20 protein-coding genes are annotated in these 26,713 nt (G+C 62.6%); 15 read left to right on the top strand and 5 right to left on the bottom strand.

Annotated features, from left to right (window positions below; translation table 11 throughout):
* Nucleotides 1-13: 13 nt before the first annotated feature.
* From OKA04_RS02360 to OKA04_RS02330, 8 genes are all read left to right on the top strand, one after another.
* On the top strand, nucleotides 14-1,495 hold the full coding sequence (locus OKA04_RS02360; protein WP_264499512.1) for a cation:proton antiporter: 1,482 nt from the start codon (nucleotides 14-16) through the stop codon (nucleotides 1,493-1,495).
* Between the two features lie 45 nt (nucleotides 1,496-1,540).
* The gene (locus tag OKA04_RS02355; RefSeq protein WP_264499511.1) at nucleotides 1,541-3,040 is read left to right on the top strand and encodes a tryptophan halogenase family protein; all 1,500 of its coding nucleotides are present in this window, start codon (nucleotides 1,541-1,543) and stop codon (nucleotides 3,038-3,040) included.
* 137 nt (nucleotides 3,041-3,177) lie between these two features.
* On the top strand, nucleotides 3,178-3,480 hold the full coding sequence (locus OKA04_RS24710; RefSeq protein ID WP_425503646.1) for a WYL domain-containing protein: 303 nt from the start codon (nucleotides 3,178-3,180) through the stop codon (nucleotides 3,478-3,480).
* Nucleotides 3,481-3,871: 391 nt separating this feature from the next.
* Nucleotides 3,872-4,396 (top strand): sigma-70 family RNA polymerase sigma factor, encoded by a 525-nt coding sequence (locus OKA04_RS02350; protein WP_264499510.1) that lies wholly within the window; start codon nucleotides 3,872-3,874, stop codon nucleotides 4,394-4,396.
* The gene (locus OKA04_RS02345) at nucleotides 4,393-5,691 is read left to right on the top strand and encodes a discoidin domain-containing protein (protein ID WP_264499509.1); all 1,299 of its coding nucleotides are present in this window, start codon (nucleotides 4,393-4,395) and stop codon (nucleotides 5,689-5,691) included. Before OKA04_RS02350 ends, OKA04_RS02345 begins: the two co-directional genes overlap by 4 nt.
* Nucleotides 5,688-8,564: a PSD1 and planctomycete cytochrome C domain-containing protein gene (locus OKA04_RS02340; protein WP_264499508.1), complete on the top strand. Its 2,877-nt coding sequence runs from the start codon at nucleotides 5,688-5,690 to the stop codon at nucleotides 8,562-8,564. The genes OKA04_RS02345 and OKA04_RS02340 overlap by 4 nt, the downstream gene beginning before the upstream one ends.
* 8 nt (nucleotides 8,565-8,572) lie before the next feature.
* Nucleotides 8,573-10,048, top strand: coding sequence for a DUF1501 domain-containing protein (locus tag OKA04_RS02335; protein WP_264499507.1), 1,476 nt, complete (start codon nucleotides 8,573-8,575; stop codon nucleotides 10,046-10,048).
* Between the two features lie 125 nt (nucleotides 10,049-10,173).
* The gene (locus tag OKA04_RS02330) at nucleotides 10,174-10,728 is read left to right on the top strand and encodes a Maf family protein (RefSeq protein WP_264499506.1); all 555 of its coding nucleotides are present in this window, start codon (nucleotides 10,174-10,176) and stop codon (nucleotides 10,726-10,728) included.
* Nucleotides 10,729-10,792: 64 nt separating this feature from the next.
* Here the strand turns inward: OKA04_RS02330 and OKA04_RS02325 are convergent, their stop codons facing one another.
* Complete coding sequence (locus OKA04_RS02325; RefSeq protein WP_264499505.1) at nucleotides 10,793-12,130, bottom strand: basic secretory protein-like protein; 1,338 nt, start codon at nucleotides 12,128-12,130, stop codon at nucleotides 10,793-10,795.
* Nucleotides 12,131-12,293: 163 nt separating this feature from the next.
* Nucleotides 12,294-12,620 (bottom strand): low molecular weight protein tyrosine phosphatase family protein, encoded by a 327-nt coding sequence (locus OKA04_RS02320; protein WP_264499504.1) that lies wholly within the window; start codon nucleotides 12,618-12,620, stop codon nucleotides 12,294-12,296.
* Nucleotides 12,621-12,750: 130 nt separating this feature from the next.
* On the opposite strand from OKA04_RS02320, the gene OKA04_RS02315 reads away from it, so the two are divergent.
* Together OKA04_RS02315 and OKA04_RS02310 are read left to right on the top strand one after the other, a co-directional pair.
* Nucleotides 12,751-13,491 (top strand): dienelactone hydrolase family protein, encoded by a 741-nt coding sequence (locus tag OKA04_RS02315; protein WP_264499503.1) that lies wholly within the window; start codon nucleotides 12,751-12,753, stop codon nucleotides 13,489-13,491.
* 161 nt (nucleotides 13,492-13,652) lie between these two features.
* Nucleotides 13,653-17,144, top strand: a complete 3,492-nt coding sequence (locus OKA04_RS02310; protein WP_264499502.1) for a DEAD/DEAH box helicase — start codon at nucleotides 13,653-13,655, stop codon at nucleotides 17,142-17,144.
* A gap of 226 nt (nucleotides 17,145-17,370) precedes the next feature.
* Here OKA04_RS02310 and OKA04_RS02305 read toward each other — a convergent pair whose 3' ends face one another.
* Nucleotides 17,371-18,255, bottom strand: coding sequence for a LysR substrate-binding domain-containing protein (locus OKA04_RS02305; protein ID WP_264499501.1), 885 nt, complete (start codon nucleotides 18,253-18,255; stop codon nucleotides 17,371-17,373).
* A gap of 71 nt (nucleotides 18,256-18,326) precedes the next feature.
* Between OKA04_RS02305 and ilvD the strand changes: the two genes are divergently transcribed.
* Entirely contained in the window at nucleotides 18,327-20,006 is a 1,680-nt protein-coding gene (gene ilvD, locus OKA04_RS02300) for a dihydroxy-acid dehydratase (RefSeq protein ID WP_264499500.1), read from the top strand.
* 15 nt (nucleotides 20,007-20,021) lie between these two features.
* Here ilvD and OKA04_RS02295 read toward each other — a convergent pair whose 3' ends face one another.
* Nucleotides 20,022-20,309 carry a hypothetical protein gene (locus OKA04_RS02295; protein WP_264499499.1) on the bottom strand — a complete coding sequence of 96 codons (288 nt, stop codon included), beginning with the start codon at nucleotides 20,307-20,309 and terminating at the stop codon, nucleotides 20,022-20,024.
* 115 nt (nucleotides 20,310-20,424) lie between these two features.
* On the opposite strand from OKA04_RS02295, the gene OKA04_RS02290 reads away from it, so the two are divergent.
* The 4 genes from OKA04_RS02290 to OKA04_RS02275 all read left to right on the top strand — a co-directional run bounded on the left by OKA04_RS02290 (nucleotide 20,425) and on the right by OKA04_RS02275 (nucleotide 23,700).
* Nucleotides 20,425-21,426 carry an alpha/beta hydrolase family protein gene (locus OKA04_RS02290; RefSeq protein ID WP_264499498.1) on the top strand — a complete coding sequence of 334 codons (1,002 nt, stop codon included), beginning with the start codon at nucleotides 20,425-20,427 and terminating at the stop codon, nucleotides 21,424-21,426.
* A 65-nt stretch (nucleotides 21,427-21,491) separates the two neighbouring features.
* A complete protein-coding gene (locus tag OKA04_RS02285; RefSeq protein ID WP_264499497.1) occupies nucleotides 21,492-21,725 on the top strand; it encodes a hypothetical protein in 234 nt (77 codons plus the stop codon).
* Between the two features lie 56 nt (nucleotides 21,726-21,781).
* Complete coding sequence (locus tag OKA04_RS02280; RefSeq protein ID WP_264499496.1) at nucleotides 21,782-23,398, top strand: c-type cytochrome domain-containing protein; 1,617 nt, start codon at nucleotides 21,782-21,784, stop codon at nucleotides 23,396-23,398.
* A 29-nt stretch (nucleotides 23,399-23,427) separates the two neighbouring features.
* Nucleotides 23,428-23,700: a hypothetical protein gene (locus OKA04_RS02275; protein WP_264499495.1), complete on the top strand. Its 273-nt coding sequence runs from the start codon at nucleotides 23,428-23,430 to the stop codon at nucleotides 23,698-23,700.
* On the opposite strand, the gene ligA is transcribed toward OKA04_RS02275, so the two are convergent.
* Nucleotides 23,701-26,709, bottom strand: a complete 3,009-nt coding sequence (ligA, locus tag OKA04_RS02270; protein ID WP_264499494.1) for an NAD-dependent DNA ligase LigA — start codon at nucleotides 26,707-26,709, stop codon at nucleotides 23,701-23,703.
* Between the last annotated feature and the right edge of the window lie 4 nt (nucleotides 26,710-26,713).

Genomic DNA, 26,713 nt, shown 5'->3' with positions numbered 1-26,713 from the left:
CACTTTTCCATCCATGAATCGCAACATCATCTTCTACCTCACCGTCCTAATCGTGGTCGGTGGAGGCATCCTCGGCATCATCAAGCTGGGTGCAGGGCTGCCCGCTCCGATTCATACGGAGTCATCCCTCGCGCTGGAGCACGCGCGCGCTGCGACTGCTGCCGCAGCAGTTCCTGTCGCGACCGCTGCTCCCACATCGGCCTTTGGCGCGATGCTCGCCTCGCTGACCACGAACCTGAGTCACCCGCTGAGCCATCTCTTCATCCAGCTCCTCGTGATCATCGCCGCGTCGCGCGTGGCGGGAGGGCTTTTCACGAAGATGGGCCAGCCTGCCGTGGTGGGCGAGATGATGGCGGGCATCCTGCTCGGACCCTCGCTGCTCGGCTGGCTTTCGCCAGAGATGTTCCAGTTCGTCTTCCCGACGTCCTCGCTCGGCACGCTGAAGCTGCTCAGCCAGATCGGCGTCTGTCTTTTCATGTTCTGTGTGGGCATGGAGCTGGATGTGAAGCAGGTGCGGAACAAGGCACACACGGCGGTGGTGGTGAGCCACGCCAGCATCGTGGCTCCATATTTCCTCGGCGTGGGGCTTGCCTACTTCGTGTATAGTAGCTTGGCGCAGCCGGGCACGAATTTCACGGCGTTCGCCCTCTTCATGGGCATCTCCATGAGCATCACAGCCTTCCCGGTGCTCGCACGCATCCTGCAGGAGCGCGGCATGTCCCAGACCTTCCTGGGGAATACGGCGGTGACCTGCGCCGCGGTGGATGACGTGACGGCGTGGAGCGCGCTGGCCTTCGTCGTGGCCATCGCCGGATCCACCAGCGTGGCGGGATCGGCGCTGAATCTGGCACTGGTTCTCGTCTTCATCGTCGCGATGATCTGGGGCCTGCGCCCGATGCTGCCGCGCATCTTTGGCCGCGAGGAACTGGAGCGACCTGATCCGTCGAAGCGCACGCTGGCCATCGTTATCTGCTCGGTGCTCGTGGCCGCGCTCTGCACGGAAGTGGTGGGCATTCACGCGCTCTTCGGGGCCTTCCTCGCCGGTGCCATCATGCCGGACGTGGCGGGCTTCCGGCACAAGCTGGCGGTGCGCGTGGAGAATTTCAGCACGGTGCTCCTGCTGCCGCTCTTCTTCGCCTTCACCGGCCTCCGCACGCAGATCGGCCTGCTGAATGACTTCAGCGGCTGGATGATCTGCCTCGCCATCATCGCCGTGGCCACTGCGGGCAAGCTGGGCGGCACGGCATTCACCGCGCGCTTCACCGGCATGAGCTGGAGGGACTCGCTGCAGCTCGGCGCGCTGATGAATACCCGCGGCCTGATGGAACTCATCGCGCTGAATATCGGCTACGATCTCGGCATCCTTTCGCCGCGCATCTTCGCGATGCTGGTGATCATGGCGCTTGTGACCACCGCCATGACCGGTCCGCTGCTGAGCCTCTTCCAGCGCATGAAGGTGCGTGAGGAAGCTCCGGATCGCCTGGTGCGGCCCTGACGGAGGCCACGCTTTCAAACCCAAGACCCAAGTCAGAAAAACCCAATGATCCAAGAAGTCCTCGTTCTCGGCGGTGGCAGCGCCGGCTTTCTCGCGGCCATCTCCATCAAGCGGAAGATCCCGCAACTGAAGGTGCTGGTGGTGCGCAGCACGGCCATCGGCGTCATTGGCGTGGGGGAAAGCACCACCCCGAATTTCCCGCGCCATCTCTTCGACTACCTCGGCATTTCTCGGAAGCGCTTCTACGCGCTTGCGCAGCCGACGTGGAAGCTGGGCATCCGCTTCCTCTGGGGATCGCGCGGGAGCTTCGACTACACGTTCAATTTCCAGCTCGATTCGCACTACGGGGACCTGAAGAAGCCCACGGGCTACTACTGCGACGATGACTTCAATGACGCCAGCCTGCCCGGCGCGCTGATGCGCCGCGACATGGCTTTCCCGCGTCAAGCGAATGGCGCGCCGGACATCCATCCGTGGCACGCCTTCCACATCGAGAACAAGAAGTTCATCGAGATCCTCGAGGTGATCGCCAAGGAGGAAGGCGTGGAAGTCACGGATGGCAAGGTGACCGGCAGCGAGCGCGGGGAACAGGGGATCGCCGCGGTGCATCTGGAAGACGGACGCCGGCTGACGGCGGACCTTTTCATCGATGCCAGCGGCTTCCGCAGCGAGCTGTTGGGGAAGGCGCTGGAGGAGCCGTTCGTCAGTTTCGAGAAATCGCTCTTTTGCCGCAAGGCGGTCATTGGCGGATGGGAGCGGGCGCATGACGAGCCCATCCTGCCCTATACGACGGCGGAGACCATGGACGCCGGTTGGGCGTGGCGGATCGACCACGAGCACCTCATCAACCGCGGATACGTGTATTGCCCCGACTTCATCTCGGACGACGAGGCCGCCGTGGAGTTCCAGCGGAAGAACCCGAAGGCGAAAGTGGAGCCTCGCATCGTGAATTTTCGATCCGGGTACTATGAGCGCCAGTGGGTAGGGAATGTGGTGGCCTTCGGGAATGCCGGGGGCTTCGTGGAGCCGTTGGAGTCCACCGCCATCATGATCCTGTGTTCGCACATCCAGATGCTGGTGGATTTCCTGAAGCACAATGATCTGGAGCCCACGCCGACGATGCGTGCGCTCTACAACGAGAAAACGGCCAACACGTGGGACGATATCCGGCAGTTCCTCTCGCTGCACTACAAGTTCAACGGCAAGCTGGACACGCCCTTTTGGCGCACCGCCCGGGAGCAGACCGACGTTTCCGGTATCCAGGACTTCATCGACTTTTACCAGGAAAACGGCCCCACCGGCTTCTGCCGCTACCGTCTGCCGCGATCGGAGAATGACTTCGGACTCGAGGGCTTCCTCGTGATGATGGTGGGCAATCAGGTGCCCTACCAGAAGCGGCATCAGCCCACTGCCGAGGAGTTGCAAGCATGGCAGCGACGGAAGGCTGAATTCGCAATCGAGGCGTCCCGCGGCATTCGCAGCGAGGAAGCGCTCGCCTACGTGAAGCACCCGGGCTGGCAGTGGAACAGCGACGCCCAAGGATAGCGGGGAATCCGCTCTAGCAGATCGCCGCGGCATCGCGGTGGAGAGGTGCAGGAAAGTGCAATCCAGCGCTAGCCATGGCGCGAGCTTGCAAAGCCCTCCGGTTTACAGCGCCGAGCCCGTTCCGGTAGGCTTGGCGCATGCCTCCCCGTCGCTCGTTCCCGAATATCCGCTCGCTCCGCAGTGCCATCCAAGGGCGGCGGATCGTGTCTTTCTGGTGCAAGGGACGGGAGTTTCGCATCGAGCCCTACGGTCTGCTACAGGCGAAGTGTACGCGCGCTTGGGTACTCGCGGGTTGGTGTCTTGAGCGGGAGTCATGGCGCTTCTTCCGCTTCGCGGAATTGCGTGACGTCGTGGCCTCGGAGGAGCGCTTTCCTCTGCGGGATGATTTCCCTATGGAGGTGCCGGATTGCCGAGGTGGATGGCGGCGCAGGGAGGCGTGAGGCCCCCGGGAAAAGCCGGATTGACAAACCTCCGGATTGTGTTCATATGAACTCATGACGGTTGTCTCCTCGGTTCCTGCTGAGCGCCCGGTTGGCCTGCTTCCTCGCAACGTCCCATCCCTTGGTCATTGCCGGGTCGGGGACTGGCAGCAGCCCGAGATGGTCTTGGAATGGTGGGGCAGGGGTGGCGTGCAGCGATTCCAGCCGCCGGACCGCTTCGAGTGCTTTTCAGAGCGGGAGCCGGTGTGGCTCTTCCGACGGGAGCCGCATCCGGCGGGAAAGGTGGTTCGCGGCCAGTCTTGTTCGATCTGGCGGCGTATTTCGTAGTCCGGTGAGGCGGATGAAAATTTCCGCGAAAGATTTGCCCGGCGGCTGGTAATTTCCTGCGGAGATGTCCGCAGAACCACATAGCGCCGAGGAGAGGATCGTGGGCCTGATCGCCCGGCATCAGCCGGAGATTCATCGCTACATCCTGTCTCTGCTGCCGGACCGGATGCTGGCGGATGATGTGTTGCAGGAGACCAATCTGGTCCTCTGGCGAAAGGCCTCCGAATATGATGCAGCCCAGCCTTTCCTGCCATGGGCGCTGACGATCGCGTGGTATCAGGTGAAAGCGGCGCGCCGCGACTCGGGGCGGGATCGCCACGTTTTCGATGACTTGCTGGTCGAGTTGCTCGCGGTGGAGCATCGCGAGCAGGACGCGCGCGAGGGTGACCTGGATGCGGCGCTGGAGAGGTGCCTCGGCGAACTTTCCGAAACCAACCGCCGCTTGATCCTAGCCCGCTATGCTCCCGGTGCCTCCGTGCAGGATCTGGCAACCGAGCGCAAGCAGACACCGACCGCCCTGTCTCTCGCGCTGATGCGCATTCGGAAGGCCCTGGAGACCTGCATCGAACGCAAACTTGCCACGCCATGAAGGAAGACCGTCTCGATCTCCTGCTGCATGCGCTCTTCGAGGGAAGCCTCGGTGATTCCGAGCGTGCGGAATTGAACTCGGTGCTGGCATCAGATCCCGCCGCCCGCGCGCGGTACCGGCGTGTCGCGGCGATTCATGCGGCGCTCTCCCGCAAGGCGGCCTCTCCATCCTATTTCGAAGCTCCTCCGCCAGCGAAAGTGACCAAGTTTCCCGGTCGATGGGCCAGCGTGGCGGCAGCGGTGGCGATCCTTGCCGGAGGCCTTTCTTATCTGGCTCTCCGTCCCCGGGGACCGGTTGCGAATGTTCTGGAGACCCGCGGGGTGACATGGGCGGAGGGATCCTCCGCTCCTGAGGCGGGCCGTCTCCCGGTAGCCGTGCCCTTGGAGATCACCCGCGGTTTCGTGCGTGTCGGCTTCCCCAGCGGCGCGAATGTGACGCTGGAGGCGCCATGTCGCTTCCGTCTCGATGAGAAGGAGGCGCTGTCGGTGCTGCATGGTCGTGCATCGGTTCACACGCCGGATGGTGCGGAAGGATTCCGCATCGATACTCCAGGCGGGCGCTTCGTTGACCTCGGCACGGAATTCGGCCTCGCGGTCGGCAGCGATGGCATGACCCCGGTGGTGCTCACGGAGGTTTTCAAGGGAGAGGTCGAGATCGAGGCGACGAAGACTCGCCTGACCGACGGCGAGAGCCGCGTGCTGGTTCGGGACGATGGAAAGCCAAGGCTGCTCGCGGATCTGGATGAGTCGCCCGTGATGCTGGTCAATCATGTGCGGCAATTGCCAGGGCAGTCCTCGACGGAGGGGAACCTGGCATTCCGTAAGCCGGTCTTCAGCCAGGGATACTGCACCCGTCCGCACGGCTCGATCTTCCCGCCGGACAATCTAACAGACGGTCGCCTGAACGACAGCGGCGTGCCGGGCGATTGGTCCTTCTGGCTCGCCCCGGATGGCGAGAGCGGGGAATTCACCGTGGACCTCTTGCAACCCGAAATGGTCGGCAGGATCTCCCTGCAGAACACAAGCAACCGCGGCATCAATGATCGCGGAGTCGCGAGTTTCGCGCTGCTCGGTTCGCTCGATAACAAGTCATTCTTCCCCCTGGCCGAAGGCGAGTTGCCTCGTGTGAATGAATCGAAGGGTTCCGCGTTTCCCTTCCATGACTTCTCTTTCGCTCAGGTCGAAGCCCGCTATGTGAAGCTCGTGGTGACGGGCCACTATCGCCACACGAAGCGAACCGCCGATCACCCGTGCCAAGGCGGGGGATTGAATGAAATCCGCATCTTTGCCGAATGATGTCGAAAGCCCTCCTCCCGGCGCTTGCCACCTTTGCCTTGCCCGTTCACGGCGAAGTCGATTTCGCGCGGGACGTGCGCCCGCTGCTGAATGCCCACTGCACGTCATGCCATGGTGGCGTGAAGGAAGCGGGCGATGTCTCCTTCATCTATCGGGAGAAGGCACTGGGCAAGGGGGACTCGGGAAAGCCGATCATCGTGCCGGGGGACCCGGATGGATCGGAGATGATGGCTCGCATTCTTTCCACAGATCCGGACGAGGTGATGCCGAAGCCCGAGCACGGCCCGCGCCTCGCGGACACCGAGATCGCCACCCTGCGGCAGTGGATTCAGGAAGGCGCGAAGTGGGGCGAGCATTGGTCATTCGTCCCGCCGGTGGAGCATGTCCCGCCGGTGGTGAAAGACGCGACCTGGCCGCGCAATGATGTCGATCGCTTCCTGCTGGCCCGCATGGAGCAGGAGGGCTTGAAACCTTCGAAAGAGGCGGACAAGGCGGCGCTGCTGCGGAGGCTGTCGCTTGATCTAACAGGTCTTCCTCCTTCGCTCGCCGAACTGGATGCCTTTGCCGCGGATGAGTCGCCGGATGCCTATGAAAAGCAGGTGAGCCGCCTGCTGGATTCCCCGCGATTCGGCGAGCGATGGGCAAGCGTGTGGATGGACCTCGCCCGCTACGCCGACTCGGAAGGCCTGGGCCTCGACAGCCGGCGCGACGTTTGGAAATACCGGGACTGGCTGATCTCCGCATTCAACCGCGATCTGCCTTACGACCAGTTCACCATCGAGCAGCTTGCCGGTGACTTGTTGCCGGATGCCACGCTGGACCAGCGGATCGCCACCACCTTTCACAGGCTAACGCAGGCGAACAATGAAGGCGGCACTGATGATGAAGAGTTCCGCGTGGTCGCGACGATGGACCGGGTCGCCACGACCTGGGAGGTGTGGCAGGGCGTGACGATGGGTTGCGTGCAATGCCACAGCCATCCCTACGACCCCATCGAGCACCGCGACTATTTCCGGTTCATGGCCTTCTTCAACCAGGCCACCGACAATGACGTACCGGAGAATCATCCGGTGCTGCGCGTGCCACTCGATCCGGCACGACATACTGAGGCCGGTGCATTGCAGGACAAAATCCGGCGCATGGAGGAGCAGTTGCACGAGACGCGTCGCGGCGTCGCCTCACGCTCGTCTTGGACGGATCCGGCGGGCATGACCGGCAGCAGTCGCCGTGCAAAATTGGAGATCGTGAAGCACGATGGCGTGGAGGAATTCCGCACCGTCGGCAATGTGGCAGCCGGGGCGATCCACACCTTGGACATTCCGAAGCCAGCGACCCTCCAGAAGCTCACCGCTTTCCGGTTGGAGATCCGGCCCATCGATGAAGCAACGGCGATCCACACGCCGGAGTGGGGTGCCATGATCCGGAAGATCGAGTTGCAGGCCGTGGGGCCGGATGGGGTGGTTTCTCCGGTTCAGCTTGCGGAGATCATCGCGGACGAGGCGCATCCGGTATTTGATCCCAATCTCTCGCTCAAGGGATCGAACCGTGGCTGGGGCCAATACACGAAAATCTTTCAGCCACGGCATGCCATCGTGACACTGCGCGAGCCGCTGGATCTGCAGGAGGGAGCGACGCTGAGATTCGTGATTTCCCACGCGACCGATTCGGCGGGCGGAGCCTACCCGCTCATCGCAAAGCGCGGGCGGATCGCCCTGACGGATGACGTCGCGTGGACAACTCCGGATGCCGGGGTGGAGGCGATGAAGAAGGAACTCGACGAGACCCGAAAGGCTCTGGTCGGCATTCCTTTCACGACGACACCGGTGATGAGCGACCTGCCGCCGGATCTCGCCCGCGAGACGCGGGAGTTCATCCGCGGCAACTGGATCGACAAGGGCGAGGTCATCGACAAGCCGGGGACTCTGTCGGTTCTTCCGCCAATGCCGGCAGGCACGACGCCGGACCGCCTCGCGATGGCACGCTGGATGGCATCACCGGAGAATCCGCTGACCGCTCGCGTGGCGGTGAATCGCTTTTGGCTGGAGCTCTTCGGCACGGGCATCGTGCCCACACCCGAGGACTTCGGCTCCGCGGGTGAGCGACCGACGCATCCCGAGCTGCTGGACACGTTGGCCGTGCGCTTCCAAACCGGGATGAAATGGAGCATGAAGTCCCTGCTGCGCGAACTGGTGAGCAGCGCGGCCTACCGACAGGACGCGACCATCTCCGCAGGGATTGCCGAGCGCGATGCGGACAATCGGCTGGTCACCCGCGGTCCGCGGCAGCGCCTCACCGGTGAGATGGCCCGCGATCATGCACTCTCCGTGGCAGGTCTCATCGCACATCGGGATGGCGGTCCGCCTACGAATCCGCCGCTGCCGTCCGGCGTGTGGAAGCCCTTCGACTCCGGGGACCGGTGGACGACTCCGGCGGAGGGGAATCCCGGGCGCTACAGCCGGTCCGTGTATGTCTACTGGAAACGTAGTATTCCGTATCCCACGCTGGCCACCTTTGATGCTCCCTCGCGTGAACTTTGCTCGAAGCGCCGCATTCTCTCGAATACCCCGCTGCAAGCGCTCGCGGTGCTGAATGATCCTGCCTTCCACGAGTGCTCGAAGGGCCTCGCCCGCCTGATGAAATACGGCACCACCGGTGACACCGATGCCCGGCTCTCGGCTGGCTATCGCACGGCGACATCGCGGGCGATCACCCCTGATCGTCTCGCCGAGCTGCGCACGCTCTTCCTGAAGCTTGAGAAGGACTATGCCGCGGATCCCGACCTGATGAAAGGGATGGCGGGCACGCCCGACGGCGCGGCCTACACGGTGGTCGCCTCCGTATTGCTCAATCTCGATGAAGCCCTGATCCGCTGAATCACGCCATGTTCCCCGATCTTCAGACCGAACGACTCCGGCACGTCACCCGCCGCCGCTTCCTGCGCGATTGCCCCGGGGGCATCGGCGGGCTGTGGCTCGCGGCACAAGGGATCTCCGGTGCGGCTGGAAAGCTGAAGATCTCCCATGATCCCTCGGTTCCGCTTGCCCCGCTGCTGCCATCATTCGCGCCAAAAGCGAAGCGCATCATCTACCTGCACATGGATGGCGCGCCGAGCCAGCTCGAACTCTTCGACTACAAGCCGGTGCTAGCGAAGTACAATGGCAAGGAGTGCCCGCAGGAGTATCTGGAAGGCCAGCGCTTCGCCTTCATCCAGGGAGTGCCGAAGATGCTTGGACCGCAATTCGAATTCAAGCAGCACGGGCAGTGCGGCGCATGGGTTTCCGACCGTCTCCCGGAACTGGCGAAGCACGTGGACAAGTTGTGCTTCATCCGCACGATGCAGACGGACCAGTTCAATCACGGCCCGGCGCAGCTCCTCCTCCACACGGGCAACCAGAACCTCGGCTACCCGGCCATGGGCTCCTGGCTCACGTGGGGCCTCGGCACGGAGAATCAGAATCTGCCGGGCTTCATGGTCCTCATTTCGGGCGGGCGGTTTCCCCGCGCGGGTGCGTCGCTATGGGGCAGCGGCTTCCTGCCATCCGTCTATCAGGGAGTGCAGTGCCGCTCGGCTGGCGATCCCATCCTCAATACGACCAATCCCGCGGGCATCAATCGCGAGGTTCGCCGGGCCGCGCTCGATACGCTGGCGAAGCTCAATGCGAAATCGCATCAGGACTTCGGCGATCCGGAGACCGTCACGCGCATCGCCCAGTATGAGATGGCCTACCGCATGCAGGTCTCCGTGCCGGAAGTGATGAGCATCGAGGACGAGCCGGCGCACATCCACGAGATGTATGGCACGGAGCCGGGCAAGGATTCGTTTGCTAACAATTGCCTGCTTGCGCGCCGTCTCGCCGAGTCCGGCGTGCGCTTCATCCAGCTCTTCGACTGGGGCTGGGATTCCCATGGCTCGAATGCCTCCGAGGCACTCAACGACGGCTTCGTGAAGAAGTGCCATGACATCGACAGGCCCATCGCGGCGCTGCTCACGGATCTGGAACAGCGCGGCATGCTGGAGGACACCCTAGTCGTCTGGGGCGGGGAATTCGGCCGCACGCCGATGCAGGAAAACCGTGGCGGCGGCGATGGCAACCGCTACACGGGCCGAGACCACAATCCGAATGCTTTCACCATCTGGATGGCGGGGGCCGGAGTGAAACCGGGCTTCACCTACGGCGAGACGGACGACATGGGCTACCACGTCGCCTCGGATCCGGTGCATCTCCGGGACTTCCACGCGACGCTGCTACACCTCTTCGGCTTCGAGCACCAGCGGCTCGCATTCCCGTTCCAAGGCCTCGACCAGAAGCTCACCGGCGTGAAGCCTGCGAAGATCATCCCGGGATTCCTCGCTTAGCCCGCAAGAAAGTCTTGGATGGCGTGTGGAGTTCCAGTTCAGCCAGCAGCCGGTGATGGCATTTCCGGAGGAGATTTGGTGAGAAGCGGATTTGCAATGTGAGGTCTGGCCGTTAGACCCGGCGCATGAATGTGATCCTGGCATCGGCTTCCCCTCGGCGGCGCGAACTTCTCTCCGCGGCGGGTGTGAGCTTTGAAGTCGTGCCTTCCCCGGCGGAGGAGATCCACGATGCCTCGATCCCGCTCGACGTGCTGTGTGAAAAGAATGCCGAGCTGAAAGCGCTCGACATTGCCGCAGATCATCCCGAGGCCGCGGTGATCGGCGCGGACACGCTCGTTTACATCGATGGCGAACCGCTGGGAAAACCTCGCGACCTGGAGGCCGCCCGGGCGATGCTGCGGAAGCTCAGCGGCCGCGCGCACACCGTGTGCACCGGTGTCTGTGTCGTCTTTCCGGGGGGGAGGGTCGTGCGATTCCACGAACTCACCGCCGTCCGCTTCCGGGTGCTCGATGAAGAGACGATCACCGCCTACTTCGGGAAGACGAACCCTCTCGACAAGGCGGGCGCCTACGGCATCCAGGACAGCGGGGAAATGATCGTCGAGGGCATCGACGGTGCCTTCGACAATGTCATGGGCCTGCCGGTGCCGAGGTTGGTGGAGGTGCTGCGCGGAAACTGAAAGGACCCCGCCCGAGATTCGGGCGAGGTCCTTGGCAGATCAGTCGGATGAGCGGTGAGGGGACTCAGCGCTTGCCGTCGGCGACGGCCTTCTTCCACTCCTCGCCGAGTTCCTGGACGGTCAGGCCGGTCCAGTCCTTCCAGAGCTTTTCCTCGTAGCGGCCTTCGCGGGCGGCGGCGTTGAGCTTCTTGAGGAGGTCCTTGTCCTTCTCCTTGATGACCCAGTCGAGGAAGTTCGCGGTGGTGCGGTAGCTGGCGTCATACTTCGCCTGGCGCACGTCGCGGACGTGGGCACCACGGCTCTGCGGTTCGTAGAGGAACCAGCGGATGTAGTCGCAGATACCCTCGGTCACCCAGCCCGGGGTGTCCTTCGGATTGCGGTTCGTCTGGCGGGCGCGCCAGTAGTTCTGCACCACGTGGCCCATCTCGTGGACGGCGCAGCCCTTCGCCTCGTTCGTGAGCTGGCCCTTGTACCACGGGGCGCTGAGAGCGATGCGGTTGCCGATCGCGTAGGCAGGCGTGCCGCCCATGTCATCGCGATACTCGAAGAGTACCTGATCCGGAGCGCGGTAGCCGTCGCTCGGCATCATGGCGACGAGCTTGGGATACCACTCCTCGATCACGGGCAGCAGTTCTTTCTCGCTCCACTCGGTCAGTGCCGGTGCCTTCGTGCTGTCGATGGTGTAGCGGAACTTCCCGTCCTTCGAGCGGTAGTTCTTCACGATCTTTTCGATCGGCTTGATGCGTTGCAGGTCGGATTGCTTCGCATCGATCACGTCGATCTCGCTGAAGAAGGTGTTCGCAAAGCCACGCTCGGAGGTCTTGGAGACGTCAAAGAGCAGGTGCCGGTAGTCGCCGAGCGGCTTGCCGCCCCGGTTCGCGATCTCGGCTCCGTGTTGGCCACCGCCATTGCCGGTCCGCGGGCGGGTGTCCACCTCGGCCAGCAGCGTCCAGCCGACGCTCTTCGGGTCGGTGCCCTTCTTCGGCGTGGCATTGAAGCCCTCCGCCTTCCCGTCAGCGGCGTAGAGCTTGTAAACCTGCGGGCCGCGGTTCTCACCGTGCCAAGAGTAGCTGGCCACGCTCTTCACGGAAATGACGTCCCCGAGATCGACACCGATCCGTCCGCCATCGCCGCCGAAGAAGAAGTTCGCGGCGGGCTGGTCCTCGCCGGTCGGGACCTTGCCGTCCTTGAGCACGGCGAGATCGGGGCTGTTGCCGTCCTTCTCACCATCGATGATGGAAAAGGTGGCCTTGGCCGCTGCGTCGTTGATCGCGGGTGGAAGAACGGGATCGAGCTTGAAGCCGAAGTCGGAGGGGCGGTGGCCCTTGGTCACTTCGGCCGCAGCCAGCAGGGAGGGGGCGACCGCCAGCAGGGCGGCGCAGGAGAGGATGGATGGCTTCACGGTAGAGTTACGACCAGAAGCGACAAAGGTTTAGTGATTTGTGTCTGGAGTAAGCGGAATTTAACTTTTCGGCAAAATTGCGAGACTTCGGGCCCGAAGCGGGGTTGAAGAGCAGAGGTCTATCGATCGCGTCATGGCCGCCCCTGCGTGCGGACGGCCTTCCTCAAGTGACGTGACGGGCACATCGTACCTCAAGCAACGAGACCAGCGCGGGCTCCATGAAATCGTAGCGGTCCGGGATGCCGAGCACCACGATGCGCTTGCCCTTCAGATGGCGTCCGTAGTCGCGATTGAGCCGCACCCGGTGGCTGGTCTCCATCACGAGGATCAGGTCCGCCCACTCGATCTGCTCGTCGCTGAGGATCACCTCCGCGTCCGGACTGAGCCCCGCGGAATCGGTCTCGATCCCGTCGCGGGCAAAGATCGCCTCCGCGGTGGGACTGCGCAGGCGGTTGCGCGAGCAGAGGAAGAGCAGTCGCTTTGTTCCCATCGCTGAATCTCGATCCTTTTCCAAATCAGCGGCATCCTGAACGGGCCGCAACGACTTGCAAGCGAGCGGTGTCAGTGACCGGCTTTCCCCTTCACCCGCTCGGGATCGCCAGCCAAGGTTGCTCCCGACCATGGCCACGCTGACCGAAGGATTCACCGACCTGACCACCACCCGCGGCGCGATGCGCGTGCACACTTTCACGCCGACCGGTGAAGGCAAGTATCCGGCGGTGATTTTTTTCTCGGAGATCTTTCAGGTCACCGGGCCCATCCGCCGGATGGCTGCTGCCTTGGCAGGCGAGGGGTGTCTGGTCGCGGTGCCGGAGGTGTATCATGAATTTGAGCCACTCGGCTGCGTTCTCGCCTACGATCAGGCGGGCTCCGACCGTGGCAATGAGCTGAAGTTCACCAAGGAACTCGACTCCTACGATGAGGATGTGGACGTGTTGGTGAAGTGGCTGCAGGCACACGAGTCCTGCACAGGCAAGATCGCCAGCCATGGCGTCTGCCTCGGCGGCCATCTCTCGCTGCGCTCCGGATTCCACGACGGCATCTCGGCGGTGGCATGCTTCTATCCCACTGACGTTCATTCCGCCACGCTCGGCGCGGGGAAGAGCGACGACACGCTCAAGCGGATCGGTGATCTCGACGCGCGCATGCTCTTCGTCTGGGGCCGGCAGGATCCGCATATCCCGCGCGAGGGCAGGGAGCTCATTCATGCCCGCTTGGAAGAAAGCGGCCGCCACTTTGAATGGCATGAATTCAATGCCGCGCACGCCTTCCTGCGGGACGAGGGGCCGCGTTACAACCCTGCCTTGGCACGGATCTGCATGGCGATGCTGTTACAGTTCCTCGGAGAAGCCCTGAAATAAAGCGCTTCAAGGCCTGCGGCCTGCTGCATGCGTGAAATTCCGCAGAAATTGCGACTGAGGTTTTTATTGCGGCGATTGAAATTCGGGGTCTATCGTCGCGGCCCGCTGTCGCGTCCTTCTTGCAGGGTGCCGGAGAGACACGCTCGGCGGTTTTTCGAGCCATGAATCCGGACAGAGCGACGCTGAATTTCCTGAACAGCTTCCCCGAGGAAGCGCGCAAGCGCGGTGAGCGCCTCCAGAAAGACGGCGCCGTCACCCAGATCTTCGGCAATCACCTTTTCATCCAAGGTCGCGTCGAGGACGAGACCGGCGTCTTCCGCACCAGCCTCCGCCTCCAGGGCAACCGCTGGTTCGGCTCCTGCACCGCGGAGGACGAAGTGATATCCGCCGCGTGTCAGTACGCGACGATGATGGAGCGGATGCACCGCGGCGAGGACCTGCCGGAGTCGCCCAATGAATTCGACGACACACCGATCCTCGACATCATCGAGGACAAGCTGGGCCGCGAGCTGGACGACAAGGAGGCGGACTTCGTTTCCAAGATCGAGAAGCGCTACCGCCGCTACGTGATCGAAGGCGAGCTGCATGACCACGACATGGTCCGCATCACGCCGCGCTGGGAAATCACCACCTACGAGCCGCTCGAGCTGTGGCCGATGCCGCCGGGCGATATCCTCGAGTTCTGGAACTACCTCGCCTACGCCTTCTACAAGAAGAAGCTCCCTTACCCGGAGTTCATGAACGTGATCACCGATCTCGCTCATGTTCAGAAGAAGATGGCGGATTGGGAGCAGGAGCGCGAGGTCGCCTCCTGGTATGACCGCATCGAGCAGGTCAACGAACGCCCGCCGCAGGATCCTCCGGTGGAAGTCGCCTTCCGCCTCGTGGCCACGATCAACGAGGCCCGCGTCGAGGTGAAAGAAGGCGTCAATGGCCTCTGGACCCAGATTCGCGAGAAGGGCGACATCGAGCGCCTCGTGCAGATGCACCATCAGGCGGCGCTCCGCATGGACGCCTCCAGCCAGGTGCTGTGGGAGCACTTCCTCGCCTACTACCGCGACCAGAACGACATCACCTTCGACTTCGACCAGGAAGAAGCTTGCCGCTTCATGAACCGCGTCTTCCGCCAGCCGGCCCTGAAGGGCTATCTGGTGAACCTTGACGAGCGCGAGTTCAAGGTCGTCACCGATGCACTCAAGTGGGTCTGCGAGGATGATCCGTACGATCCTAACAGCTTCGCGCTGCAACTCGTGACCGCCGGTGGCGAGAATGTCTCCCACTCGGTGCGCATGCTGCCGGGCCGCAAGGAACTCTATCAGTCCGACGAGACCGTTTTCCCCGGCCCACCCCGCTGGCTCGAGGAGACGGAAGTGATGCCGCGCTACCTTATCCCGAAGCGCGTGATCGATTCGCTGGAGGGCGTCGAATTCCTCCGCAAGATCGGTGCCACGCTACCCGAGTCGCTGAAGAAGCGCGTGGTGGACCTGGAGCTGAAGCCGAAGTTCGAGCTCAAGCTCGTCGCCGGTCTCACCGCCGCCGAAACCGAACACCTCGTGGTGGATGTCACCGCGATCGAGTCGAAGGAGCGCCGCACCGAGCGCCTCACCAAGGAAGGCTGGGAGCTCGTCGAGCAACAGCCGCTCAAGGGCAAGCAGCTCCTGCGCTTCGCCCGTGAAGAGCTCTATCCCGTGCCCAGCCTGCTGGACGAGATGGGCCTCACCTACGACGAGAAGTTGCTTTCCTTCAAGTCGCGCATCACGAAGCAGTTCCCCGAGAAATTCGCCGAGTGGATCAAGGCGATGCCGGAGTCCGTGGACCTCGACATCGACCTGCGCCTGAAGTCCATCCTCTCCGACCCGGTCACCGCCGCGGTCCGCTTCGAGGTGGTCAATCAGGAGATCGACTGGTTCGACCTGCGCATCGTCATCGATGTGGAAGGCGTCAATCTTTCCAAGGCGCAGATTCGCCAGCTCGTCGCTGCCCGTGGCGGCTACGTCCGCATGGAGGACGGCTCGTGGATGCGGCTTGAGATCAAGCTCGATGCCGACCAGCGCGAGGCAGTCACCCGCCTGGGTCTCGATCCCTTCGATCTTTCCGGCGAGACGCACCGCATGCACGCGCTGCAGCTCGCCGACCCGAAGGCTGCCGATGTATTCGATCCGAAGGCGTGGAAACGCATCAAGGACCGCGCCGGCGACATCCAGATCGAGGTCACTCCCGACGTGCCGACGAAGCTGAATGCGACGCTGCGTCCTTATCAGGTCGATGGTTTCCGGTTCCTGGCATATCTCTCGACCAATGGCTTCGGCGGCATCCTCGCTGACGACATGGGTCTGGGTAAGACGATCCAGTCGCTGACCTACGTCCTCTGGCTCATCGAGGAGGCGGAGAAGAGCAAGGAAATGCACCGACCGGTGCTCGTCGTTTGTCCGAAGTCCGTCTTGGACGTGTGGGCGAGCGAGGCGCAGAAGTTCGCCCCCGGTGTCCGCGTGAAGGTGCTCCGCAACCGCGAGGACCTCGACGTGAAGGATACGCAGGAGAATATCGACATGCTGGTGCTGAACTACGCCCAGCTCCGCGTCTGCGGCGACCTGCTCAACGAGATCAAGTGGCTCACGACCATCCTCGACGAAGGCCAGCAGATCAAGAACCCGGACTCGAAGGCCGCCAAGTGCGCCCGCGAGCTGGACTCCGCGAACCGCCTGGTCCTCACCGGTACGCCGATTGAGAACCGCCTGCTCGACATGTGGTCGCTCATGGCCTTCGCCATGCCCGGCGTGCTGGGGAGCCGCGCCTACTTCAAGAAGCGCTTCGACAAGCGGAAGGACCCGCTTTCGCAGAACCGCCTGGCTGCCCGCCTGCGTCCCTTCCTGCTCCGCCGCACCAAGCTGCAGGTGGCACAAGACCTGCCGCCGAGAACGGAAGAGGAAGTCTACTCCAAGATGGAGAACATCCAGCAGGAGCTCTACAAGGCGGAGCTGAAGCGCATCCAGAAGGCCCTGCTCGGCCTCGACTCGGATGAAGCGGTGAAGAAGAACTCCTTCGCCATTCTCCAAGGCCTGATGCGCCTGCGCCAGATCTGCTGTCACCCGGGCCTCATCGATCCGAAGTATCTCAAGGAAGAGTCCGCCAAGATGGAGTCGCTCTTCTACCTCCTGGACCAGCTTCACGAGGAAGGCCACAAGGTGCTCGTCTTCTCGCAGTTCGTCTCGATGCTCGACCTCATCAAGGCGCGCCTCGAGCTGGAAGCCCGCCCGTTCCACTACCTCACCGGTCAGACGAAGGACCGCAAGGGCGAGATCGAGCGCTTCCAGACGACCAAGGACCCGTCCGTCTTCATGCTCTCGCTGAAGGCTGGTGGTGCCGGTCTGAACCTGACCTCGGCGTCCTACGTCATCCTCTACGATCCGTGGTGGAACCCGGCCGTGGAAAACCAGGCCATCGACCGTACGCACCGTATCGGCCAGAAGAACAAGGTCATCGCCTACCGTCTCCTCACCCGCGACACCGTGGAAGAGAAGATCCGTATCCTCCAGCACCAGAAGACCCAGCTCGTCACGAACGTCCTCGGCGACGAAGGCTTCGCCTCGAACCTCGGACTGGAAGACCTCCAGTTCATCCTCAACCACGGCGGCGAAGACGAAGAGGGCTGACCTCAGGTTGACGAAACGTCACGCAAAGGGCGGGCCGCAAGGTCCGCCCTTTCTCTTGCCTCCCACTGGGAGCGCGGAATTCATTCCGCCCGAGTCACCCTCACTGCTGCATCCATCAACCGCTGATCGACAAATATGACGCAGTGATGAAGTGCTTGAGTTGAAGGGGCTTCACGCCTAGGAGCGCCGGTCATGAGACCGGCCCGGACGCCCCACATCCTCACTCTCACTTGCCTCTCAATACCCCGACGAATCTCTTCATGTTCTCATCCGCTCGCCCCGCCCTCCTTGCAAAGTGATGCGTGATCGAAGGCCGCCCCTTCAGCGGAATGGCCCGGACGCCGCTGCCCGCCACCTTCGCAAGTGCCGAGGGGAGGATCGCGATGCCGGATCCCGCGGCGACCATCACCGCCACGGCCTGTGCCCGTGGCGACTCCAGGATGACGCGCGGTCGAAAGCCCGCATCACCGCAAAGACGCCGGACGAGATTTGAGAATGACGTGGCGGCCTCGTGCGCCACGGCCACGAACGATTCACCGGCCAGTTCATCCAGCGCGATCCTGCCGCGGGATGCCAGCGGATGATCTTCTGGCACGAAGCATTCGAGCGCTTCCTTGTGCCACGGGATCACCTCGATTCCGCTCTGGTTTCGGGGATCTTCGATTCCCACGAATCCGCCGTCCAGCCTGCCCTCCGCGATGGCTCGTAGCTGGTCGTTCGGCGGCGCATCGTGCAGCAGGATTTGCACGCCCGGCACGGTGGCCCGGAAGCGGCGGAGCACGGCCACGACGCCATCGCTCATCACCGCGCTGACGAAGCCGATGCGGAGCCGCGAGATTTCCCCGGCCGCGGTGCGTCTAGCCGCTTCACTCGCGCGCGAAAGCCTGCCGGGAATCGTCCGGGCGTCCTCGTAGAAGCGATCGCCCGCTGCCGTCAGCGAGACGCCGCGATGACCGCGGATGAAGAGGTCCGCGCCGATTTTCTCCTCAAGCGTCCGGATGTGGCGGGAGAGGGGAGGCTGGGCGAGATTCAGCCGCTGCGCCGCACGGGTGAATGACAATTCCTCCGCCACGGCCAGAAAGCACTCCAGTTCGCGAAACGAGCAGTCCATACCGAAACGGTATCACAAGGCGACGAATACAGTCATTCCAATATGGCGGCAGATTTGCCGACCGTTGTCGCATGGCAATCAGCGACACGATTAAGAAGGGCGCCATCCGCGCTCCGCACCGCAGTCTCCTCCGCGCCACGGGCGCAATCCAGTCCGAGGATGACTGGGGGAAGCCCTTCATCGCCGTGGCGAATTCCTTCGTTCAAATCATCCCCGGGCATGCCCACCTCGATGTGGTCGGGCGGAAGGTGCGGGAAGCCATTCGCGCCGCGGGCGGCGTGCCCTTCGAGTTCAATTGCATCGGCGTGGATGACGGCATCGCCATGGGGCACGGCGGCATGCGCTACTCGCTGGCGTCCCGCGAGATCATCGCGGACAGCATCGAGACCATGCTGCGCGCGCATTGCTTCGATGGCGTGGTCTGCATCCCGAATTGCGACAAGATCGTGCCCGGCATGATGATGGGCGCAGCGCGGGTGAATATCCCGGCAGTCTTCGTCTCGGGCGGCCCCATGCGCTCCGGGAAGAATCCTCTCACGGGAGACTCGCTCGATCTCGCATCCGTCTTCGAGGCGGTGGGGAAGCTCTCTGCGAATGCGATCACGGAGACGCAACTCGACGCCATCGAGCGCAATGCCTGCCCGACATGCGGATCGTGCTCCGGCATGTTCACGGCGAACTCGATGAATTGCCTCTGCGAAGCGCTCGGGATCGCACTCCCTGGCAATGGCTCAATCCTTGCCACCGATCCTGCACGCGATGCCCTTTTCGAGCGGGCGGGCCGCACCATCGTCCGCCTCGTCCGTGATGACGTGCGTCCTTCCGACATCCTCACTCGCGAGGCATTCCTGAATGCGATCGCCCTGGACATGGCGATGGGCGGTTCGTCGAATACCATTCTCCACACCTTGGCTGTTGCCAAGGAAGCCGGAGTACCGCTTGGCGTGAGGGACTTCGATGAGATGGCCGGGCGCGTCCCGCACCTGTGCAAGGTCGCGCCGTCGGGGAAGCACTACATGGAGGACATCGACCGAGCGGGAGGCATCTTCGCAATTCTCAAGATCCTAGCCGGGCTGCCCGGGATCCTTCACGGCGACTCTCTCACGGTCAGCGGGCTCACGATTGGCGAGACGATCTCGGCCGCGACGGTGAAGGATGACGAGGTGATCCGTTCTTTGGATCGGGCCTATTCTTCCCGTGGCGGATTGGCCGTGCTGCATGGGAATATCGCGCCCGCCGGATGCGTGGTGAAGTCGGCGGGGGTGAGCCCCGCGATGATGAAATTCACCGGGCCCGCCGTGGTCTTCGAGTCCGGCGAGGAGGCCACCACGGGAATCCTCACGGGAATGGTAAAGGCGGGCGACGTGGTGGTGATCCGCTACGAAGGCCCGAAGGGCGGCCCCGGCATGCCCGAGATGCTGGCCCCCACGTCCGCGATCGTGGGGCGCGGGCTTTCAGAGAGTGTCGCGCTGATCACCGACGGTCGCTTTTCCGGCGCGACGCGTGGCGGTGCCATCGGCCACGTCGCTCCCGAGGCAGCGGCAGGCGGCCCCATCGCCCTCGTGAAAGCCGGAGACATGATTGAGATCGATATCCCGAACCGCTCCCTGCAACTCCTCGTGAGTGACGCCGTCCTCGACGAACGCCGCCAACACTGGCAGCGGCCCGAACCAAAATCACGAACAGGATACCTGGCCCGATACGCCGCACTCGTCGGAGGCGCGGAAGAAGGCGCGGTGCTTTCGGTGTGAAGCCTGCCCGGCAGATCACCGGAACTTCTTGAAGACTGCTCGCTGCGTGGACTCTGGTCCGGGAAGCTGGTTCCGGTAGAAAGTGAAGGAATTCACTGCGGAGAGTCGACCGTCATTCTTCGTGGCCGAACCCACCCATGCACCATCCGGCAATTCGCCGACGCTTCGCTTCACGAATTCGACGTGGGACAGCCCGAAATTTGCCGTGTGGTGCGTGACCACTTCGTTCTCCACGATGATGAGGTAGTAGTAGCCTTCGCGGATGTGAATGCGGGTGTCGTCGTCGGATGGAGGGAGGGTCATGATATGGCCGACCAAGTTAGCGAGGGCGTTGATCGTGCAAGTGATTTTGCTTGGCCGTGGAATTGACAGTCGTCCGCGGCCGCAACTTCGCCCGCATCCCGAGGTTCTCGCCGACATGAAAGCGATCCGTCCGTTCTTGCTGGCTGGTGCCGTCGTTTTGGGCGCGATCGTCCATGCGGAGCCAACCGGAGCATATGATCCGCTGAAGGTGAAAGACGGCGAGCCGGTCTCGAAGACCTTTGACGTGAAAGACACCTCGCGCAGTCGCACCCTGCCGATTCGGGTTTATTTGCCGGGACCGGAGAGCAAGAAGCCGGCACCCGTGGTGCTCTTCTCCCACGGTCTCGGCGGCTCGCGGGACAATAGTCCCTATCTCGGGAATCACTGGGCGAAGCGCGGCTATGTGGCCGTCTTCATCCAGCATCCCGGCAGTGATGAAGCGGTGTGGAAAGAGGCCGCAGCGGTGGAGCGGCGTAGCACCTTGAAGCGTGCGGCATCGCTCGAAAACTACCTCGATCGCGCGAAGGATGTTCCGGCAGTAATCGATGCGCTCACCCGCTGGAATGGCGAGAAAGGCCATGCTCTCTCCGGCAAGCTCGATCTGGAGCACATCGGTATGTCCGGTCATTCCTTTGGCGCGCACACCACGCAGGCTCTGGCAGGGCAGGGGGCACGGCCGCGGCTTTCCCTCGCGGAGCCGAGGATCGACGCCGCCGTGATGATGAGCCCGAGCCCCCCGGCAGCGGGCGACCCGGCGCGGGCATTCGCCAATGTCAAAATCCCATGCCTGCTCATGACCGGCACGCACGACGACAGTCCGATCGGGAACACCACGCCGGAGAGCCGCTTGCTGGTCTTCCCATACCTCAAGCAAGCCCCGGCATGGCAGGTGGTGTTCGACCAGGCGACCCACATGGATTTCGGCCAGCGGCCAAAGGCTGGCGCACTGGCGAAACCGACGCGCTATCACCGGGCGATTCTTGCCCTCACCACGGCATTCTGGGATGCCGAATTGAAGGGCGATCCAGCGGCCAAGAAGTGGCTGAATGGCAGCGGCTCCAAGTCAGTGCTGATCAAGGCCGACCGATGGGAGAGCAATGCGAAGGCGAAGGAGTGATCTGCCTTGTCTGCTGCGATGCTAACGTCGCTAGAAATGCCGGGATATTCGCGTAATATCCCGTCGTGAAAAAGTTCTTCGCTTTCATATTTGCCCTGTTCTCGGGGCTGTATCTGCTGATCTGGGGGCCGATGGTCGGGCCGCTTGATCCGGTGCCGATCATTGACGAGGCCACGGCCTTGCTGATTTTCGTGAAATCGATGGGAGTCTTGGGAATAGATTTGACCAGATTCGTTCCCTTCCTTGGAAAGAAATCCAAGCAAGCAGCTAAATCGCCCGGACCTGTGGTTGATGTTTGAAATTGTCCGAATTTCTGCGCAATAGCCGGTCTCTCCACGCCGTAGAGCACCCGCCCATGACCGATTCCGAGACTCCGAGACGTTCCTCCACTGGCCCCATCTTCCTGACCCTGTGCGGGTTGTTGGTGATTGCCGCCCTCGCGTCCGTGCCGTTCGTGGCCGGCGCTCCTACCGAAGAAGGTCTCCCGGACATCACGAAATTCCTCGGACGCTTCCATCCCGTCTTCCTGCACCTGCCGATCGGCATGCTGCTGCTCGTGCTCGTGCTGGAAATCGGCCACTTCATCCCGCGGAATCGCGCCGGGTATTCCACCCGCATGGCGATGTTCTTCGCCGCCGCGTCCTCGGTAGTGGCTACCATTCTCGGGCTCCTGCTTTACTACGGCACGGGGAACTACCGCGACGAACTCGCCGAGCGTCACCTCTATGGCGGTATCATCTTCGCCTGCGGCATGGTCGCGGCATTCATCGTGAAGGTGTGGGTCGATTTCCACGCGGGGAAGGGGACCTGGATCTATTGGACCCTGCTCATCGGCAGCACCGGGGTCATGGGCATCGCCAGTCATGACGGCGGCTCGCTCACCCATGGCGAGGATTACCTGACCGCCTTTGCTCCGAATCCGATCCGCAAGGCGATGGGTCTGCCGGAAAAGGTTGAGAAAAAGGAGAAGCCCAAGCCCACCCCAGCAGCCACCGATCTGGCAGCCACCGGCACCGGCGAAGCTCCCGCTGGCACTCCTGCGGCCCCAGCCCCGGTATCTACGGACCCGGTGGTTTACACGAATCTCATCGTCCCCATCTTCGAGCAGAAGTGCTATAGCTGCCACAGCGCCGAGCAAAAGGTGCGCGGCAAGTATCGCATGGAGGAGTATGACCTGCTGCTCAAGGGCGGGTCGGAAGGCGAAGGCATCGTCCCCGGTAACTCTGCCGACAGCAATGTCGTCGTTCGCATCGAATTGCCGTCGGACGATGAAGAGCACATGCCGCCGCCGGAAAAGAAAGACATCCACTTGGTCGATCACGAGGTGCTCCTCATCAAGTGGTGGATCGACAGCGGTGCCTCGCCGGAAGCGAAGCTCTCCGACCTGAAGCCCACCGACGAGATCAAGGCTGCGATCACCAAGCTCGTGCCTGCCGAGGATCTGGCCGAGAAGAAGGCCACCGCCGCGGCCGAGGAGAAGCAGGAAGCCGAGAAGCGCGATTCGGTGGCTGCCGATGTTGAGCGTCTCCGCAAGGAGTTCCCCGCCGCGCTCAATTTCGAGTCACAGGCGTCCAGCGGGCTGGTCTTCACCGCCGTCAGCATGCGGAAGGAATTCGGCGACGATGACCTCGCAAAACTCCAGCCTGTCATCCCGGCGATGGTCTCGATCGATCTCTCGTCCAGCACCGTGACGGACACCGGCACCAAGCTGCTCGCAGAAGCCGCCGAGCTGAAGACGCTGCGCCTGTCCGAGACCGCCATCACCGACGCTGCTCTCGACGAATTGGCGAAGCTCCCGAAGCTCGAGTCGCTCAATCTCTACGGCACCCAGGTGACGAACGATGGTATCCTCAAGCTCGCCGAGTTGAAGAACCTCAAGAAGCTCTACCTCTGGCAAACCAAGGTGGATGCCGCCGGAGTGCAGGCGCTGAAGGAAAAGCTGCCGGGCTGCGAGGTGATCATGGGACTCTGATGGATCGTGTACGGGGCCAGATTGTCGAAGTGATTGGCCCCGACCGGATCTCGCTGGAGATCGCCTTCATCGGGAATTACAACGCGCGCCGTTATCCGAACGTAGTGACGGTGCGCTTCACCGATCTGTCCCCTCCGTATCTTGCAGGTGTGGAGGCGTCGGACCGGGTTGAGGTTCTGAATCGATCAGTCCTCGGGGTGGATGCCTCGCTCCAAGTCAGCAGCCGGGATTTCGACGGTGCCCTGGTGGGCAAGCTCACGCTGGAAGGCGTGCGCTTCCGCGGGAAACGCCGGAAGCCGTGATCATGATTGAAGGAGCTCGTTCAACTGAGCTTCATCAATCACCGTCACCTTCAGCTTGTCCGCCTTATCGCGCTTCGAGCCTCCGCCGTCACCGGCGAGTAAGTAGTCGGTCTTCGCGGAGATGGAGCCGGAGACCTTTGCTCCCTTGGACTCGAGGAAACGCTTCATCTCATCGCGATCCTTCGAGAGCGTGCCGGTGATGACGAAGGTCTTGCCAGCGAGGGGAAGTTCGGAAAGGTCGGCTTCTGCCAGCTTCGGCAGGTAGTTCTCGGACTTCGGATTGATGTCGAGGTCTGCCAGTCGTTCCAGCACGTGCTTGCCACCCTCGGAGCCGAAGAAGGCGAGGACAGACTCCGCAACGACCTGCCCGACATCGGCTGATACCGCATATCCGGCGTTCTGCTTCTTGAGTTCGTCGATCTCCGCCTTGAGTGCCTTATAAGCGCTTTCCCGCGACTTCTTGTCCTCGGCATCGGCTGGCGGGTTCTCCTTGTTGCGCGGAGAAATGAGTTTTGCTTCCGCCTCCTTGCGGGTGATGGCTTGGATGGTTTCCAAGATGGAGGAGCACACCACCTCGCCATCTTGGATATGGGCCAAGCCGTGGAGCGATTCGTGAAGTCTTGCCAACTCCTTCGCCGCGGATTCGCCCACCTGGCGGATGCCCATGGCGAAGAGCCAGCGATCCAGCGGCTTCTCGCGCGCGGCTTGCAGGGCTTCCATCACCTTCGTGGCATTCTTCTCGCCGAAGCGGCGAGCAGCCTCGTCGGTTCCCAGATTGAGCGACGGAAGGTTATCAGCCGTGAGGGTGAAGAGATCGAGTGGCGTGCGGCACAGGCCGCGGTTCACCAGTGCCTCGGCCACGGTCCCGCCGACGGCCTCGATGTCGAGCGCCTTTCTGGAGGAGAACTGGCGGATCTTCGACACCGCTTGGGCGGGACACTCGAAGTTCGTGCAGCGCCATGCCACGAAGCCTTCTTCCTTGGAAACCGGTCCACCGCACGAAGGGCACTGGCCGCTGATGTGTTCTAACAAGGAGAACTGCTTGGAACCGGCGGAGCGTTTCTCCATCACGACACGCACGACCGCTGGGATGATCTCGCCTGCCTTCTCGATGATCACGATGTCGCCGAGTCGGATGTCCTTGCGCTGGATCTCCTCCTCATTGTGCAGCGTGGCCCGCGATACCGTGGTGCCGGAAACGAAGACCGGCTCGAGCTCCGCCACGGGCGTAAGGACTCCGGTGCGCCCGACTTGGACAGTGATGTCCTTGAGCAGCGTCTCCTTCTGCTCGGGCAGGAACTTGTAAGCGGCTGCCCAACGCGGTGCGCGCGAGGTGTAGCCCAGTCGCTCGCGTTCGGCACGGGCAAGCACCTTCACCACGGCGCCATCCGTGCCATAGCCGAGGTGGTGCCGCTCGCGGTCGATCAACCGAACAGCGTCTAACAACTCATCCAGGGACTCCGCGATGAAGACAGGACGGTTGCGCGGGATGCCGGTCGCATCCAGAAGCGCGTGGAAGTCGTGCTCGGTCGGCAGTTCCGGGCCCTCATATGCGCCCAGCCCGTGAGCGAGGAAGGCCAGCGGGCGATTCGCCACCATCTTCGGATCGAGCTGCTTCAGCGTGCCGGCGGTCGCATTGCGCGGATTGACGAAGGTCGGCAGACCCGCCTCGTCGCGCTCCGTATTCATTGCCGCAAAGGCTTCATTCGGCATGAAGATCTCGCCGCGGACTTCAAGCAGGGAAGGGATGGATTGAGGCAATGAGAGAACAAGGCTCATGAGCCCGCCTTCGCCTTCGGTGAGCACCTGGAGGTCGATGGGAACAAGCTCCCCGTCGGCCGTCTTGATAAGGTTTCCAGTGTGGGCATCGGCGATCTCGGTGCCCGTGACCTTATTCAGCCAACGGTTGTGTCCTACAGAATGGTAACCATTGGATTCAAACCATGTGGCTACTTCCTCTAACGTCGGCTCGTCACCTTTTACGAAAGGCTGAGAAATGACAAATGCGGGCCCTTTGTGGGTTTGCAGGACACCATGGAAACGGATGTCATCGACGAACAACCGGTTTGAGGAACTGATGTTCTTCAAATACATTTCTGCCCCTTGGGCCCCGAAGTTTGGGGGAAGGGTGAACTTGATGACCCGCTTCGACGATTCGACGGCGAAGACAGTATGCTCGGATTGGCCCCCTAGCTTCTTCCAATCGCCTACGAGGGCGAGGAGTTTGCCGGGGTCGATGAGGCGTCCAGCTTCAGTTCCCCATTCAAGAATGGATTCGGCTTCACGTCGGAGCCGTTCCGAAAGATCTGCTCCATCATCTGGCTCGAGGTCATACGCGAGCTTGCGGCCGAGGCTTTCCGCCGGGCTGTCTTCAAGCGTTCCGCCAATAACTGTGCTTGAGCCGCTGCTGCCATTGGGTGGATCGTAGAAGAGGAGGTGGTCCAAGTCAACATCCAGCCCCTTGGGCGAAGGGACCTTCAGTTCCAGCGGGACGGAAAGAATCGTCCGCACGTTGTTCGTAATGTCGTCGCCGGTGGTGCCGTCGCCGCGGGTGGCGGCATAGGCGAGCTTGCCATCGCGATAGACGAGCGAGACTGCCACGCCGTCGATCTTCGGCTCGACGGTGACGGCGATGTGCTCGCGGCTGAGGTTCTTTTGCAGCCGTTTGTAGAAGTCGATCAGCTCGGCTTCCGCGACGAAGTCCGCGGGGGCGTCATCCGGTGGCTTGAGCTCGAAGACATCGTCGATGCTCAGCATCGGCACGAGGTGCCGGACTTGCTGGAAGCTATCGAGCGGCGCGCCACCGACGCGATGGGTGGGGGAGTTCTCGTCGTCGTATTCGGGGTGCTTCGCTTCCAGACCCTCCAGCTCACGGAAGAGCTTGTCGTATTCCGCATCCGAGATCTCTGGCGCGGCATCCGTGTAGTAGAGCCGGTTGTGGCGCTCAAGTTCCGCACGCAATTGGCGGATGCGGGCTTCCGGGGCAGGCTGGTCGAAGAAGTCGTCCATGGAC

This window comes from Luteolibacter flavescens (assembly GCF_025950085.1).
GTDB classification, from domain to species: Bacteria; Verrucomicrobiota; Verrucomicrobiia; order Verrucomicrobiales; family Akkermansiaceae; genus Haloferula; species Haloferula flavescens.
This window is presented reverse-complemented; position numbering and strand designations above follow the sequence as displayed.

Excerpts from the sequence above, each read along its gene's own strand:
- OKA04_RS02335 (WP_264499507.1), top strand. The coding sequence starts at position 8,573 with ATGTTCCCCGATCTTCAGACCGAACGACTCCGGCACGTCACCCGCCGC.
- OKA04_RS02355 (WP_264499511.1), top strand. The coding sequence starts at position 1,541 with ATGATCCAAGAAGTCCTCGTTCTCGGCGGTGGCAGCGCCGGCTTTCTC.
- OKA04_RS02330 (WP_264499506.1), top strand. The coding sequence starts at position 10,174 with ATGAATGTGATCCTGGCATCGGCTTCCCCTCGGCGGCGCGAACTTCTC.
- OKA04_RS02290 (WP_264499498.1), top strand. The coding sequence starts at position 20,425 with ATGAAAGCGATCCGTCCGTTCTTGCTGGCTGGTGCCGTCGTTTTGGGC.
- OKA04_RS02305 (WP_264499501.1), bottom strand. The coding sequence starts at position 18,255 with ATGGACTGCTCGTTTCGCGAACTGGAGTGCTTTCTGGCCGTGGCGGAG.
- OKA04_RS24710 (WP_425503646.1), top strand. The coding sequence starts at position 3,178 with ATGCCTCCCCGTCGCTCGTTCCCGAATATCCGCTCGCTCCGCAGTGCC.
- OKA04_RS02280 (WP_264499496.1), top strand. The coding sequence starts at position 21,782 with ATGACCGATTCCGAGACTCCGAGACGTTCCTCCACTGGCCCCATCTTC.
- OKA04_RS02350 (WP_264499510.1), top strand. The coding sequence starts at position 3,872 with ATGTCCGCAGAACCACATAGCGCCGAGGAGAGGATCGTGGGCCTGATC.
- OKA04_RS02360 (WP_264499512.1), top strand. The coding sequence starts at position 14 with ATGAATCGCAACATCATCTTCTACCTCACCGTCCTAATCGTGGTCGGT.
- OKA04_RS02345 (WP_264499509.1), top strand. The coding sequence starts at position 4,393 with ATGAAGGAAGACCGTCTCGATCTCCTGCTGCATGCGCTCTTCGAGGGA.
- OKA04_RS02315 (WP_264499503.1), top strand. The coding sequence starts at position 12,751 with ATGGCCACGCTGACCGAAGGATTCACCGACCTGACCACCACCCGCGGC.
- OKA04_RS02340 (WP_264499508.1), top strand. The coding sequence starts at position 5,688 with ATGATGTCGAAAGCCCTCCTCCCGGCGCTTGCCACCTTTGCCTTGCCC.
- OKA04_RS02320 (WP_264499504.1), bottom strand. The coding sequence starts at position 12,620 with ATGGGAACAAAGCGACTGCTCTTCCTCTGCTCGCGCAACCGCCTGCGC.
- OKA04_RS02295 (WP_264499499.1), bottom strand. The coding sequence starts at position 20,309 with ATGACCCTCCCTCCATCCGACGACGACACCCGCATTCACATCCGCGAA.
- ligA (WP_264499494.1), bottom strand. The coding sequence starts at position 26,709 with ATGGACGACTTCTTCGACCAGCCTGCCCCGGAAGCCCGCATCCGCCAA.
- ilvD (WP_264499500.1), top strand. The coding sequence starts at position 18,327 with ATGGCAATCAGCGACACGATTAAGAAGGGCGCCATCCGCGCTCCGCAC.
- OKA04_RS02310 (WP_264499502.1), top strand. The coding sequence starts at position 13,653 with ATGAATCCGGACAGAGCGACGCTGAATTTCCTGAACAGCTTCCCCGAG.